Below are 14,229 nucleotides of genomic sequence, written 5' to 3'. Positions count from 1 at the left end.
TGGACGAATGACTTTCGGGCAGGACCCGTCGTGTGAAAGGTTCTTCCGATCGCCGTTTCTATTGTTCAACTTGTCTATATTGTTATTCTTATATTTTTTATATATCCGTTTGGGGCAGGACAGCCTCAATGTAAAGTGTAGGATTGAGCATGACTTCAACCGCCTGTCTGACGTATTCCATAACCGGCTCAGCCCCTATGCCGAGGCCGATAATAAGCGCTGCGAGAATGGACCCGGGCAGCAGATAGCCTTTGCCAGAGCTCTTCTCTTCTCCTTCGCTGAGCAGTGTCTCCCCCCAGAAGCTGTTGATGAATATTTTCATCGCAGAGTACAACACTAGCAGACTCGTAATCAAGCCGACTGCCGCCATTACATAATACCGCTGCTCTACACCGCCCTGCAGGATCATAACCTTGCCAACGAAGCCGCTCAGCGGAGGCACCCCTGCCAGAGCAAGCGCGGACAGGAAGAACAACCAGCCAAGCGTCGGACGGAATCGGATAAGACCCGGCATATCTCGCAGCTTGTCAGTGCCTGCAATACTGATGATTGCGCCGCCAAGAATGAAGACCAGGGCTTTGGCGAGCATGTCGTGAATCAGATAGAACACCGCCCCGTTCAGGGAGGCTTCGCTCGCAACCGCCACCCCGAATACGATGAATCCAACCGATACAATCACGTTATAAGCGAGAATCCGGCGAATATCCGTATAAGCGATGGCACCTACCGCTCCCAAAATCATGGTAAGCGCCGACATCCAGACGAGTATCGTATGGGTCAGCTCAGACTGATGATAGAAGATAAGTGTAAACATCCGCATAATGGCATAAATCCCGACCTTGGTTAGCAGCGCAGCGAACAGCGCCGATATGGCAGCCGGTGGAGCGCTATAGGAGCCTGGCAGCCAGAAGAATAGCAGCAGACCGGCTTTCAGTCCGAATACGATCAGGAACAGCAGGCTGACGGTTGTAATAAGTCCATCCTGTCCTGCAAGTGCAACCCGCTCGGAGAGATGGGCCATATTCAGAGTACCCGTTATGGAATACAGATAAGCAATCGCAATAACGAACATCGAGGACGCAATGATATTGGTTATGACATATTTAATCGTTTCCCGCAGCTGAATCTTCCCGCCGCCCAGACTAATCAGCGCATAGGAGGAAATCAGCATCACTTCAAAGAAGACGAACAGGTTAAATATATCCCCCGTCAAAAACGAGCCGTTCACCCCGCAAAGCAAAAACATGATTAGGGGATAAATATAAAACTTTTTCCGGTCCTGATTCGTCGAATAAAAGGCATAGAGCACACAAATAAGCGTTACGACTGAAGCTGTTGCCACAAGCAGGCCGGCCAGCATGTCTGCAACAAGAGATATACCAAATGGGGCTTCCCAGCCGCCCATATTCAATATTTGAATCCCGTTATCCGATATGGTGCTTACCATCAGCAGCGATGCAATGATGGTAGACAGCAAGCCTGCAACTGCCAGCGCTTCCTGCAGACGAATTTGACGTCTGATAAAAAACATCAGTATACCGGACAATAGCGGGAGAAGGATCGGTAAGATGACAAAATTATTCATTCGGATCTCCCTTCAACTGTTCCAGATCATCGGTTCCTAGCTCTACGTATGTCCGGTATCCCAGTACGAGGGAGAACGCGGTCAATGCAAAGCTGATTACAATGGAGGTCAGAATAAGCGCCTGCGGCAGCGGGTCGGTATACACATCTGTACCCTCTCCAAGAAGCGGCGCGCCGCCTTTCTTGAGCCCGTTCACTGCCATAAGGAGCATATGCACCCCATGCGTAAACAGCGACAAGCCAAGAATAATGCGCACAAGACCTTTGCTCAAAATAAGATAGGTCCCGATCGTAAAAAGTACGCCTGCAATAATTGTTATGAAGGTTTCCATATTTACTCATCCTCGCCTATGCTTAATATGATGGTCATCGTTGTACCGACTACAGCCATATAGACACCAAGGTCAAATATAACAGCCGTAGCCAGTTCTGTTTTGCCGAACAGAGGGAGAGTTTTGTAGGCGAATGTCTGCGACAGAAACGGATAGCCTAGCACCATTGAACCGATACCGGTCAGCAGGGCTATGAGCACACCAAGCGCACCGACAATCTTGAAGTCGACAGGTATAATTTCATGCACGGTCTTCACATCAAATGCAATGTAAAGCAGGATAAGAGCGGAGGCTGTAATCAGCCCCCCGATAAATCCCCCGCCCGGATTATGGTGTCCGGCAAACATGACGTAAATGGAAAACGTCAAAATAATAAACACCAGAATTTTGGTTGAAGTCTGTAAAATGACGTCTGTGAATTTCATTAGTTATTCCTCCTGTTCTCACGCAGCTTGATTAGGTTGTAAACCCCTATTCCAGCGGCGAACAGGACTACAATCTCCAGCATGGTGTCGAAGGCGCGGAAATCAACGAGCAGCGAGTTGACGATATTTTTCGCCCCTGCCAGCTCATATGAATTCTCAAAGTATCGGGAGATTGATTCAAACAGGTTATGCCCTTGCACAGACAGCCCGATCAGTGTCAACGTAATCCCCACACCCAGCGAGATCAGCAGATTGGACAGCTTGAACCTCAAGCGGGTAAGCTCCTTCTTCATCTTTGGCAAATAATAGAAGCAGAGCAGGAACAAAGCGGTTGTAATTGTCTCGACTACAAGCTGCGTCAAAGCAAGATCCGGCGCCCGGAATATGACGAAAAACAGGGATACCATATATCCGATGCTTCCTACAGCGATAATCGATGTCATTCTGGAACGGCTGAATACCATAAACACTGCTGCAATGATGACGGAAATTCCAAGCACAAATTCAAACCACTCGATGCTTGAATTCGTCGACAGATCAATGGTGAACGCACCTTGGCTGAGCAGCGTGCCTGCCGTCAGGCAGATCATGACAACAAAAATATATGAAAGGTAATTGTGAAGGAAGCCTGTCATGTACGTGCTCGTAAATTTCAGCGACATGCGTTCCAGCCCTGTCAGTCCTCCGTCATACGCATTGTTAAGCGTGTACTTGCGCGGCAGGGTATCATAAATACCTGACCATCTTTTCAGATATACATACAGCGTAGTACCCAGCAGGATAATCCCGAAAGTCATCAGCAATTCGGTATTGAAGCCATGAAATGCGGAAATATGGACATCAAACCGTTCTCCCGGAGCAAGCAGGTTCGGCATAATGGAATGCATAGCCGGCTCGAGCAAGCTTAAGGACAGCAAATTCGGGAAGAAGAAAAACACGATGACAAGTACAGCCAGAACGCCCGGTGAAATAAGCATTCCGATCGGAGCCTCATGCGGTGCTTTATCAAGCCGCTCCGGCTGGAACTTCCCTGTAAACGTCTTGAATACGAGAATCAGGCAGTATACAAAGGTCAGAACACTTGCAATCCATGCAACTACAGGCAGAAGCATAACCCATTGATCCATATTCCGTGCCGCGGTGAGCATCCCGGTAAAGAACATCTCCTTGCTCAAAAATCCGCTGAACGGCGGAAGCCCGGCCATCGATAATCCCCCGATAACGGTAAGTGTGAAGGAAATCGGCATAATGCTCATCAACCCGCCAAGCTTACGAATATCTCGAGTCCCTGTCTCATGGTCCAATATTCCGATTACCATAAACAGACAGCCCTTGAAGATCGAATGATTGAACAGGTGGAACACAGCTGCCAGCGTGGCGCCTGAGAACAGTATCGCCTGATCGCTGAAATTCGCATTCAATGCTGCCGAACCGATTCCGAGCAGCGACATTATTAGTCCAAGCTGGCTGATTGTCGAATAAGCCAGCAACGCCTTGAGGTCATTCTGCCTAATGGCCATGAAGGAGCCCCAGAACAGCGTTATCACACCGAATATTGTAATAATCCAGAACCATTCCATACTGCCGCCGAAGATCGGCGTAAGCCGTGCAACCAGATAGACACCGGCCTTAACCATTGTGGCCGAGTGCAGATAAGCGCTGATTGGCGTTGGTGCTTCCATCGCGTCAGGTAGCCAGATATGAAACGGAAACTGTGCCGACTTGGTGAATGCTCCCAGCAGAATAAGCAGCATGGCCGGAATGAACAAGGCATGCTCTGCGATCTGTCCGGACATCCCGATCAGTTCCCTGACACTGAATGTGCCAGTCATTGTATAGAGCAGAATAAATCCGAACAGCATGGAGAAGCCGCCCGAAACCGTAATGAGCATCGATTTTTGCGCTCCATAGCGCGATCTGCTCCGCTGATACCAGTAGGCGATGAGCAGGAATGACGAAACACTGGTCGTTTCCCAGAATACATACAAAACAAGCAGATTATCCGAGAGGACAATACCAAGCATTGCGCCCATAAAGAGCAGTAAATAAACGTAAAAGTTGTGCAGCGCTTCCCGTTCCATGGACATATAATAAATGGAATACAGGACAACTAAGGTTCCAATACCCGTAATAATAAGCAGTAATAATAATGCTAATCCGTCAAGATATAAGGTGAAGTGGATATCCAGGGAAGGAATCCAGGGTATGGAATGAATGACAGGCGCCATGGTGGGATCAAGGGGAAAGTGTCCCAGGAAGTAAATAAATAATAAAAGAGGAACTGCAAGTACGAACCACCCCGTATGGATTCGGCGTATGTTCTTGTTGAGCAACGGTACTACCAGTGTGAAAAGAAAAGGCGTCAATACAGCAAGATGCAACCAGGACAACGTGGAACCCCCTATTACTATAGTTTAGGCTTGTTCCAACTTTGCGCACTTTTAAAAATGAATAAAAAATTTTCTATATGATAATAAATTGTAATAAAAACCCAACTATAGCTATGATTTGAAATGCTGAATTTTCAAAAGTGCGCAAAGCCGGTCGGTTTTGGCAAGCAATAGCTTATCAAAAGGGTAAAAGATGGGCTAATTGGGATTACTAAAACATTATACACTAAACAGATTGACAGGGCCAATCAAAAAATGTACCCTGTAGCTAATGTCTAAATTTCCAAGACTCTTTGTGAACAACCTGTTACAAATTTCAGATGAGGTGAGCGTTTAAAGTGACGAATGGAAAAATGGATGAGGTCATACTGGTTTGTGTTTATTATGGACCAAACGGTGAGCGTCTGATTCGCAGAGGCGGAAAAATAGCCAACATGCTGAATTGTCCGTTGTATGTATTGACTGTCGATCCTTTGCCGGAAGATGAGCTGGATATAGAAAAAATTCACTATATCGAGAAGTGGAAAATAGCGGCCAAGGAACATAATGTCCAGGAGTTTATTATCAAGTACAATGAAAAACGTCCGGTAGCAAAAGTAATCAGCGAGGTTGCCAAACAAGAGCATGTCACCCAATTGGTCCTCGGCCAGACCGCCCAAAGCCGGTGGAAAGAAATTACCAAAGGTTCGATTATCAATGTTCTGCTGAATGAGATCCCCTTCGTTGATATCCACATCGTATCTGTATCCCGCGAATTGAAAGACCAGGAAGGCTTTTTCGAGAAAGGCGTCCGCGCCTATTTGCTGAAGGACAACGAAGGCTACAGATTATGTTTTAACCACACGCAGCAGGATGTGTATGAGGGCATTTTCTACAAAGAGGTTGGGACGGATTTTAATAATGGCGTCTTTAAGTTTATGAAGGACAATCACATGATAGAAGTTCATGTCTGTGATGATTATGTGAAGGAATTCAATGAATTGATTCCTGAAGCGACGGACACCAAAATTAAATCCTGATCATCCCGTTTGCCGGGGTGATCTCTCTTTTTTATCCCGGTTTCCTTGCTGAAAAAGCATGGACAAACAGACGAAAAGCGTAGCACCCGCTTTATATTAAAAGCAGGATGCTGCGCTTTTCGTTTTCTCAAAAAACCGGTATTGCTGATTAGTGAATGTTCTTCTTCTCCATGTTGCCGCCCAGCACATCCGACACATGCTGAATGGAGATAAAGGCTGACGGATCGATTTCCTGCACAATTGTCTTCAGTTTCGCCAGCTCCAGACGGGTTACAACACAGTAGACGACCTGTGTTTCCGTTTTGGAATAGCCCCCCTTGGCGTAAAAATACGTTGTGGAGCGCCCCAGCCTGTCCATAATAGCCTGTGAAATTTCCTCAAATTCGGATGAAATAATCGTAACGGATTTGGATTCATCCAAACCTTCAACAACGATATCCATAACTTTGGCAGCTATGTAAAAAGAAAAGATCGAGTACATCGCCGAATCAGGTCCAAATACAAAGCCTGCCACAATAAAAATGACCACGTTGATCATCATAATTATTTGACCGACCGGAATGCGCGTTTTTTTGGAAACGAGAATGGCAACAATTTCGGTCCCGTCCAGCGCGCCACCGTACCGGATGACAAGCCCTACACCAGCCCCCAGCATCACACCACCGTACAATACGGCCAGTATCTTCTCATGGGTAAACGGCTCGACATGATGTAGGAAAGCAGTTGTTAATGACATAACAGCTACACCGTAAAGGGTAGACAGTGCAAAAGATCGTCCAATCTGTTTGTAGCCGATCAGCAGGAACGGTACGTTGATGACAAAGATAAATACCCCAAGCGGAATCGGGGTAATCTTGGATAATACGATCGAAATACCGGTAATCCCGCCATCAAGAATCGTGTTCGGAACAAGGAAATATTCGAGGGCAACGCCCATCATGACGGCTCCGATTGTAATAAAAATCAGTTTTTTAATGAGCTCGCCTATGCTCTGTTTTTTATGCGCTCGCGGCATATGTACTCCTCCAGTGCGTTTATGAAGTATAAAATTATTATATTATAAATAAATAAGCAAAAAATTGAAAGCCCTGGTCCGCACCTAGAGAAACCTGCCGCCTTTTTCCAAGCTGTAACAGGATCATAAGACGAAAGTCTGCCGCTGCCTTGCAGCCGCCACTATTGCCCGATTTTGTCCGCTTTGACCGGAACGGACAGCAGGTCGCTCGCCGCCTCTGTTGCCGGGAATATATGCTGAGCTTCTTCCACCAGCCAGGCCATATCCTCATCGCTATAGCGTGAGCTGAAATGTGTCAGAAATAACCGCTTGGCTCCTGCTTCCCTGGCCGCCTCAGCAGCATGCTGCGTCGTCGAATGACCAAATTCCACCGCTTTGTCCCCGAGTGCAGCCTCAAAGGTCGCTTCATGTACAACGAGATCGGCATCGCGTGCCAGTTCAACCGCATTACCACACGGCTTTGTATCTCCGAGAATGGCAATGACTCTGCCGGGAACCGGCGGATCGGTCACGTATTTGGCATAAATAACCGTACCGTCGCTCATCACCACATCTTCTCCCCGCTTCAGACGCCCGTACAGCGGCCCTGCGGTTAATCCCATCTCTTTGAGCAATTCCACCTTCAAACGGCCAGGCTGGGCCTTCTCGACGATTCTGTAGCCATAGCAGGCGATCCGGTGTTCCAGTTCTCTCGCCTCAACAGCATAACGTTCATCTTCAAATATAATCCCCTCCCCGACCTCGCGGATATCCAGCTCATGCCCAAGATGAGTCTGGGAGATGGACAACGTTGTGTCCAGCCACTGTTTTAACCCCTTTGGTCCAAACAGCACCACCGGCTGGGTTCCTCCTTGAAAAGCGCGGCTGCTCAATAGACCCGGCAGTCCAAAAATATGATCTCCATGCAGATGAGTAATAAAAATATGAGAGATCCTGTTGATTTTGTAAGGGGTGCGCATCAGTTGATGCTGCGTCCCTTCGCCGCAATCAAACATCCATAAACCGTGCGGCGGTTGCGAGAATTGGAGTACCACCGAAGTGACATTGCGGTTCTTTGCAGGCCTTCCTGCTCCTGTTCCTAAAAAACACAGCTCCATTCAACCGGTCTCCTTCCTTGATTTTCGTAATTTATTCAGATTGCCAAGCATACAATGGACATGACCCCTCAAGACAAAGTACCGTCGGGAGTGAAGCTTATCAATTATTATCGGTTAAAAAGACTCAGTTCTGTCGTGATAGGGAGCTTTATCATTGTTTTTGGCATTCACCTGTTCATACTGCCCCACCATATTATTGAGGGTGGAATGCTTGGTATCGGCTTGCTGACAAGCTATATCACGCCCATCCCGTCCGGGGTCGCAATCCTTTTGCTCAGTCTTCCGATTTACATCTTTACCTGGTTTTATAAAAAGTCGCTCTTCTGGTTCAATATGCTTGGAGTCATTTTTATCTCATTCCTGCTGGAGGTCATTCCGGATTTCGAGCCGCCATTCCACATTCCTCCGCTGCTCAGTGCCTGGCTTGGCGGTGTAATGATCGGCACGGGAATCGGGGTACTGCTGCGCTCTCATATTACTACAGACGGCCTTGATCTTCTGGCCCATCTGCTCAGCTTCAAAACGAATATGAATGTGGGCATTTTGATTTTTTTCCTGGATATGCTGGTCATATTCGGCGGCATGTTTGTTTTGAACAAAACTCAAATCGTGCTGTCCCTCATTACCATCTCGGGAATTGGCATAATGACAACACTCGTAACCTGGAGCAAACGGCACTAACAGGCTCTCCGCCCTCATCTGCAAAAGGGGGCGGTAACGCAGCACCTGTATACAATAAAATAGCAGTATTTACTCCATTAAAGCAAGCTTTTATGTATCCAGATCGCCGCTTGTGAACCATCTCCCATTGCAATTGCAAGCTGTTCGGAGTGAACCGTGACATCTCCTGCAGCCCATAAATACGGCACACTGGTTTGTTTGGAGCGGGGATCTACTTCAATATGTCCATTTTCCGAGACAGCTGCCCCGAGCTGCACAGCAAGTCCGGAGCGGACTTCATTGCCGCCAAATGCAAGGAAGGCTTTACGGCTCTCAATTTGCTGCCCGTCCATTAATACGACCCCTTTAATACTTGTATCCTCAACAATTGTCCTGCTGACCGGCTGCCCGATATATGAAATTCCATGTTCCTCAAGTCGGCTCAGTTCGGAAGCTCCAATCCCCCCGGGTTCATGCTCAATATAAATCAAGTCCCGTGTCCAATATAGAAGGGTCAGCGCCATATTTACACCAGCTTTTCCCGATCCGATAATCAAGGTACGCTCCCCCCTTGCCTCATAGCCGTCACAATCCGGGCAAATAAATACGCTTTTCCCCATACATGGCCGCAACTCTTCAAACCCTGGAATCCGGTCCTTTACCCCTGTGGCCAAGAGCAACCGTTTAGCTGAAAATGTCACTCCCTCCCCGTTTTTCACCGACAACAGAAAGCCCTTCTCTGTCTGATATGCCCTTTCGGCTTCCATTTCCATAAATTGAATTCCCAAACGCTCTGCCTGAAGCCTGCCTGTCCTTCTTAATTCTTGCCCGTCTACCCCTTTCGGCCATCCCAGTACATTGCGATAGGAGCGGCAAATCGCAGAGCGTCCATCCGCAGCATCCAGCACTAACACCTTATGCTCATACCTGCCTAATTGAATCGCTGCCTGAAGCCCGGCAATGCCCCCTCCGACGATGATGCAATCGTAGAGCAATTGTCTTTCCTCCCCTCATTTTTTGGAACATATCCTTTTACTATCCCCAATTTTTATGTCATAATCAAAATTTGAAGGCTTTGCTCAGCATCATAGAATGAGAAAGTTTGGAGCAAAATATTCCAATAACAAAGCAATAAACCGAAGAAGATGGAGGAATGATCCGGTGGATCAAATTTTGGTCGTGTTCACAGGTGGAACAATCGGCAGCATGAAAACAGACCGTCAAATCGATGTCCGCTCATCTGCCTCATACGAGCTTATCGAACGTTATTTGAAGCTGGTTGGTAATCATGCACCGCAGCTTGAAACCATTCAGCCTATCAATATTCTTAGCGAAAACCTGCTTCCACAGGACTGGAACGCTTTAAATGATATTATGAAGGCCCGTCCGTCTGCCCATTACGCGGGGGTGATCATTACGCATGGTACGGACACGCTTGCCTATACGGCAGCAGCATTAAGCTATCTATTCCATGACAGTCCGGTACCGATCGTCCTGATTGCCAGCAACTACCCGATTTCCGACCCGCGCAGCAAAGGGGTCAACAATCTGGACAACGCCGTCCGCTTCATTACCGGCACCAGGCTGCCAGGCGTCTATGTATGCTTCGAAAATTCCCGGGGCGAGGTGCTGATTCATCTGGGAACGCGCATCCGGCAGTCCTCCCCGTTTACCGATGAATATGAAAGCTCTTATGGGGTCCCATTCGGCTACATGGAAAATGGCAGCTTTGTTCCGGCAGACCATTCTGCTAATCCTGAAATAGGACTTGTCCGCAAACCGCGTACCCCAAGCCTGCCAGGGGATGCCCGGTTTTCCTCGGAGGTGCTTCATATCCGTCCTTATCCGGGACTGGACTACAGCTATTTCTCTTTCACAGAAGGAGCCAGGCCAAAAGCAATCCTCCATGATTTGTACCACTCCGCTACTGCAAGCACGCGAATGACGGACCAGGACGGGCGCTATTCCATCCTTGCTTTCATAGAGCGGTGCAAGAAGGAGCAGGTTCCTGTATACATATGTCCATTCAAGGAGGAAGGGGATGATCTGTACTCCACCTCTATGCAGATGCTTGACGCAGGAGCTATTCCACTCCGGGGGATAACCGTAGAAGCGGCGCTGGCGAAGCTAATGCTCGCTTACGGCACACCTTCAATCCGATCAGCTCCAGAGGCATGGATGAATACGTCCCACTTGCTGTTCGAGCATATCTGGCACCGGTAAGCGGATTATGATTTGACCAAATAACAGGAAATAGATGTTCCCTGTTGTTTTCCGGCAAGCTTGGCACGGCCTTCCTGTTTTAATGGATAGTGAAAGCAAGAGGAGTGTCAATAGTCAACCAACGATGCAAGTATTGGAGTTGAGCAATTGTGCAGAACAATATGACGGAAGAACAGCTACAGGCGGAAATGCGCCGATTGCTTGAAAGCAAGCATTCAGAAGAGCTTGAAACCATGGTTCAGGAGCTCCAGCCCTATGACGTGGCGACCCTCTTCAAAGATCTTCCGCATCCGCTGAAGGAGAAGCTGATCACTGTGCTCGATCCGGTGATGCTGACGGATCTTGTGGAAGAGCTCGGCAATGAGCAGCAATATGAGATATTCCGGCTCCTTGGGCCGGCCAGAACCGTTGAGATTATGGACCGGATGGATAACGATGACCTGGCCCAATTTCTCGGTTCGCTGAGCGAAGAAGACTCCAGGCGATTCCTGTCTTCCATGAAGCTGAGTGAATCGGCAGCGGTCAGACAGCTTATGAATTACCCGCCAGAGACCGCTGGCCGGATCATGAACAACCGGTACGTATGGATACCTCAGCACTATACCGTTACCGAAGCTATCGCCAAAATTCGCGATTTTGCTGAAATTTCCGAAGCCATCAGCTACCTGTACGTGATCGATGACAGCAAGAAGCTGCTCGGTGTTGTATCGTACCGGGACTTAATTCTCGCGATGCCGGGCGATAAAATTTACGATATCATGTATACTCGGGTTATCTCCGTTGCGGTGGATATGGACCAGGAGAAGGTCGCAGATGTCATCCGAAATTATGACTTTCTCGCGGTCCCTGTCGTGGATCATGATGACCGGTTGATCGGGATTGTCACCGTCGATGATATTATCGATATCGTTATTCATGAAGCTAATGAGGACATTCAGAAGCTGTCAGGAAGCGGCCGCGATATTGATTTCAATACCAAGGCTTCCGTCGCAGCATTTCGGCGTTTGCCGTGGCTTGTGCTACTGCTGCTGATCGGGCTGGTGTCCGGATCCATTATCAGCCAGTTTGAAGAAGTTCTGGGAAAAGTCGTAGCACTGGCCTATTTCATGCCGATGATTGCCGGAATGACGGGAAATACCGGTACCCAGTCGCTTGCAGTTGTCGTACGCGGTCTGATCAGCAATGAAATTACGGCTAAGGCCGTATTTCAGCTTATCCGGCGTGAGCTGCTTGTGGGACTTATTATCGGGCTTACATGCGGCATTCTCGTGACCCTGATCGCCTTTATCTGGCAGGGCAGCCTGATGCTCGGTCTCATTGTGGGCCTGTCCCTCATTCTTACCCTTATTATCGGGACGATGGCCGGGACGATTATTCCGCTGCTGCTGAACAAGTTCAAAATCGACCCTGCTGTCGCATCCGGACCGCTGATTACGACCTTGAATGATGTCTTGTCTTTGTTCATTTATTTTGGAATAGCATCGATGTTTCTCAAATATTTGTTATAAGCCATACTCTGTGGCACAAATATAAAGGGCTATGACGTCTCTGGCATGCACAACGTCATTTTCGAAGAAATAAAAGCCATTTATAAAAAAAGTGAAGCTTATCAATTCTTATATTAGACAAAGACCCTGGACAGGAAACCAACGTTTCCTGTCCAGGGTCTTTTATTTAGAAGCGGTTCATCCCGCTATATTCAGCTACAATCTTCATCAAGCCGTCTGATAAAGGAATAATAAACTGCATCGGTCCCGTCTGAAAATGTCCGTTCCGATTGTGCACTGTTGCATTGCGTACATACAGCTTGTACGAATTGGAGTTGACGGAGGAGCTTGATAACTCAACTTTCTCATCACGGCGATTCTCGAATGAAATTGACCGCTTGCCTTTGAATTCAAAAGGGACAATGCTGATCATATCCTCGAACTTCATAAAGTAATTAAGATGCGGCTTATGAAACACCAGCTCTTTCGTTGAAACTGTAATCCCATAGTCGGTTTTCTTCTGTGACAGCTTTAATTCACCATCAAGTGTCTTCACTTGAATAAAATCACGGTTCATGATTGCTCTCTCCTCTCCCGCCAGGGTATCTATTAAGCATACCATACTTAAGCGGCAGAATCATCCCAGCATTATCTCCCTCATACAAAAGGGGCGAACCACAGTCCTCAGCCCAACGGTCCGTCACACGCTATCCTTTTTCCTTCAGAATATGTTCAAACAACAGCTCTTTGCAGCGCATCGCATTATTTTTTCCGTCTACTTGCTTGCGGATGACGGCGACCAAATTGCAGGGCGGTATCACTACAAGGTACTGGCCGCCGTAGCCCAGGGCAAAATAACAATCGGCTTTGCCGTTATGATCCTGAGGAGAGCACCACCAATGCCACCCATAGTAACCGTAAATAGGCGGCTTGTAATTGAGCAGCCCTTTATGTTGAATGCGGGTGGATTCCCTTACCCAGTCAGAAGAAATCAGCTGTTGTCCTTCCCAGCTGCCCTCCTGCAGATACAATTGGCCGAACCTTGCCATATCTCTCGCTGTCATATGCATACCGGCACCGCCCTCACTAATGCCGGCAGCATGATTCCATCTGGTCTTGCCATCCATGCCGATTGGCCCGAACAGCCGCCCCTCAGCAAAAGTCAGAGCCGACTGCCCCGTCACCTTCGTCAAAATAGCCGACAGCAAATGAGAGCATCCGGAATTATAGGCATAAATTTCTCCTGGCTTATGAGACTGCGGCTGGTTCAGGATATAATCCAGCCAGTTCCCAGATTTGCGCATTTCGAAGTAAGGCTTGTCAAAATCCGGCCATTCCATCCCGGATGTCATCGTTAGCAGATGCTGAATGGTAATACCAGCTTTATGCTCAGGCACTTTATCAAAAAACTCAGACACAGTCTGCTCCAATGACAAATGTCCGTCATCTGTAACAATGCCAATCAAGGCTGACAGGATACTTTTCGTGCAGGAGAAGACAGGCGCAACACGATCGGCTCCTTTGTCGTACCACTCCCAGAGGAGATCGCCATCCTGCACAAGCACAACATCTTTAATTTTGGCCTCACGCAGCCAACCATCCATCCTATTCAACTCTGGGACATTAATGCTCAACCTTGTCTGGCTGTTGTCGTTCTGCTCAACTGCCGCAGTATGGATCATAGAACGTACCTTCCTTATATGTGTTAGAAGCTGTTATACAGTTCTTATGTTAGCCTGCTGTTCGAACAGGTTGGACTTGCTCTTGTAGTATGCTAAGCTGACTATCGGCTCATGTAACCAAACATCAAATAGCGGCAGGAAACAAAAGGGATTCCCTACATTATATAAGTTAAAAAGTGAGCTTTTCAAACATTAAAAGATGACAAAGTCACTGAAGACAAACAAAAAACCCGTTGAACCTAAAGTTCAACAGGTCATTCGTGCTTGGCGACGTCCTACTCTCCCAGGACCCTGCGGTCCAAGTACCATCGGCGC

The 14,229-nt window shown here is 47.8% G+C and carries 13 protein-coding genes; 4 read left to right on the top strand and 9 right to left on the bottom strand.

The window, feature by feature from the left end; all coding sequences use genetic code 11:
* Positions 1–97: 97 nt before the first annotated feature.
* The 4 genes from H583_RS0105045 to H583_RS0105030 are packed head-to-tail and all read right to left on the bottom strand — an operon-like array spanning position 98 to position 4,731.
* The gene (locus H583_RS0105045; protein ID WP_028559526.1) at positions 98–1,585 is read right to left on the bottom strand and encodes a Na+/H+ antiporter subunit D; all 1,488 of its coding nucleotides are present in this window, start codon (positions 1,583–1,585) and stop codon (positions 98–100) included.
* The gene (locus H583_RS0105040; protein WP_028559525.1) at positions 1,578–1,916 is read right to left on the bottom strand and encodes a Na(+)/H(+) antiporter subunit C; all 339 of its coding nucleotides are present in this window, start codon (positions 1,914–1,916) and stop codon (positions 1,578–1,580) included. The genes H583_RS0105045 and H583_RS0105040 overlap by 8 nt, the downstream gene beginning before the upstream one ends.
* Positions 1,917–1,918: 2 nt before the next feature.
* Positions 1,919–2,341 (bottom strand): Na(+)/H(+) antiporter subunit B, encoded by a 423-nt coding sequence (locus H583_RS0105035; protein WP_028559524.1) that lies wholly within the window; start codon positions 2,339–2,341, stop codon positions 1,919–1,921.
* The gene (locus H583_RS0105030; protein WP_028559523.1) at positions 2,341–4,731 is read right to left on the bottom strand and encodes a Na+/H+ antiporter subunit A; all 2,391 of its coding nucleotides are present in this window, start codon (positions 4,729–4,731) and stop codon (positions 2,341–2,343) included. The genes H583_RS0105035 and H583_RS0105030 overlap by 1 nt, the downstream gene beginning before the upstream one ends.
* A gap of 353 nt (positions 4,732–5,084) precedes the next feature.
* Here H583_RS0105030 and H583_RS0105025 point away from each other — a divergent pair, with 353 nt between their 5' ends.
* A complete protein-coding gene (locus H583_RS0105025; RefSeq protein ID WP_036708582.1) occupies positions 5,085–5,750 on the top strand; it encodes a universal stress protein in 666 nt (221 codons plus the stop codon).
* A 148-nt stretch (positions 5,751–5,898) separates the two neighbouring features.
* Here H583_RS0105025 and H583_RS0105020 read toward each other — a convergent pair whose 3' ends face one another.
* Together H583_RS0105020 and rnz are read right to left on the bottom strand one after the other, a co-directional pair.
* Positions 5,899–6,765, bottom strand: a complete 867-nt coding sequence (locus H583_RS0105020; protein WP_028559521.1) for a YitT family protein — start codon at positions 6,763–6,765, stop codon at positions 5,899–5,901.
* Between the two features lie 161 nt (positions 6,766–6,926).
* Complete coding sequence (rnz, locus tag H583_RS0105015) at positions 6,927–7,862, bottom strand: ribonuclease Z (RefSeq protein ID WP_028559520.1); 936 nt, start codon at positions 7,860–7,862, stop codon at positions 6,927–6,929.
* A gap of 60 nt (positions 7,863–7,922) precedes the next feature.
* Between rnz and H583_RS0105010 the strand changes: the two genes are divergently transcribed.
* Complete coding sequence (locus H583_RS0105010; RefSeq protein ID WP_051235999.1) at positions 7,923–8,543, top strand: YitT family protein; 621 nt, start codon at positions 7,923–7,925, stop codon at positions 8,541–8,543.
* A gap of 77 nt (positions 8,544–8,620) precedes the next feature.
* Here the strand turns inward: H583_RS0105010 and H583_RS0105005 are convergent, their stop codons facing one another.
* On the bottom strand, positions 8,621–9,517 hold the full coding sequence (locus H583_RS0105005) for an NAD(P)/FAD-dependent oxidoreductase (protein ID WP_028559518.1): 897 nt from the start codon (positions 9,515–9,517) through the stop codon (positions 8,621–8,623).
* 166 nt (positions 9,518–9,683) lie between these two features.
* On the opposite strand from H583_RS0105005, the gene H583_RS31915 reads away from it, so the two are divergent.
* Positions 9,684–10,745 (top strand): asparaginase, encoded by a 1,062-nt coding sequence (locus tag H583_RS31915; RefSeq protein ID WP_051235997.1) that lies wholly within the window; start codon positions 9,684–9,686, stop codon positions 10,743–10,745.
* A 149-nt stretch (positions 10,746–10,894) separates the two neighbouring features.
* Positions 10,895–12,253, top strand: coding sequence for a magnesium transporter (mgtE, locus tag H583_RS0104995; protein ID WP_028559517.1), 1,359 nt, complete (start codon positions 10,895–10,897; stop codon positions 12,251–12,253).
* A gap of 166 nt (positions 12,254–12,419) precedes the next feature.
* Here the strand turns inward: mgtE and H583_RS0104990 are convergent, their stop codons facing one another.
* Both H583_RS0104990 and H583_RS31910 read right to left on the bottom strand, forming a co-directional pair.
* The gene (locus tag H583_RS0104990) at positions 12,420–12,809 is read right to left on the bottom strand and encodes a hypothetical protein (RefSeq protein ID WP_028559516.1); all 390 of its coding nucleotides are present in this window, start codon (positions 12,807–12,809) and stop codon (positions 12,420–12,422) included.
* A gap of 130 nt (positions 12,810–12,939) precedes the next feature.
* Positions 12,940–13,914, bottom strand: coding sequence for a serine hydrolase domain-containing protein (locus tag H583_RS31910; protein ID WP_051235995.1), 975 nt, complete (start codon positions 13,912–13,914; stop codon positions 12,940–12,942).
* Positions 13,915–14,229 lie beyond the last annotated feature (315 nt).

Source organism: Paenibacillus pinihumi DSM 23905 = JCM 16419 (genome assembly GCF_000422505.1).
GTDB classification, from domain to species: Bacteria; Bacillota; Bacilli; order Paenibacillales; family Paenibacillaceae; genus Paenibacillus_D; species Paenibacillus_D pinihumi.
The sequence above is the reverse complement of the archived record's forward strand: the minus strand, read 5'-3'. Positions and strand labels throughout refer to the sequence as shown.

Excerpts from the sequence above, each read along its gene's own strand:
- H583_RS0105045 (WP_028559526.1), bottom strand. The coding sequence starts at position 1,585 with ATGAATAATTTTGTCATCTTACCGATCCTTCTCCCGCTATTGTCCGGT.
- H583_RS0105040 (WP_028559525.1), bottom strand. The coding sequence starts at position 1,916 with ATGGAAACCTTCATAACAATTATTGCAGGCGTACTTTTTACGATCGGG.
- H583_RS0105035 (WP_028559524.1), bottom strand. The coding sequence starts at position 2,341 with ATGAAATTCACAGACGTCATTTTACAGACTTCAACCAAAATTCTGGTG.
- H583_RS0105025 (WP_036708582.1), top strand. The coding sequence starts at position 5,085 with ATGGATGAGGTCATACTGGTTTGTGTTTATTATGGACCAAACGGTGAG.
- H583_RS0105020 (WP_028559521.1), bottom strand. The coding sequence starts at position 6,765 with ATGCCGCGAGCGCATAAAAAACAGAGCATAGGCGAGCTCATTAAAAAA.
- rnz (WP_028559520.1), bottom strand. The coding sequence starts at position 7,862 with ATGGAGCTGTGTTTTTTAGGAACAGGAGCAGGAAGGCCTGCAAAGAAC.
- H583_RS0105010 (WP_051235999.1), top strand. The coding sequence starts at position 7,923 with ATGACCCCTCAAGACAAAGTACCGTCGGGAGTGAAGCTTATCAATTAT.
- H583_RS0104990 (WP_028559516.1), bottom strand. The coding sequence starts at position 12,809 with ATGAACCGTGATTTTATTCAAGTGAAGACACTTGATGGTGAATTAAAG.
- H583_RS31910 (WP_051235995.1), bottom strand. The coding sequence starts at position 13,914 with ATGATCCATACTGCGGCAGTTGAGCAGAACGACAACAGCCAGACAAGG.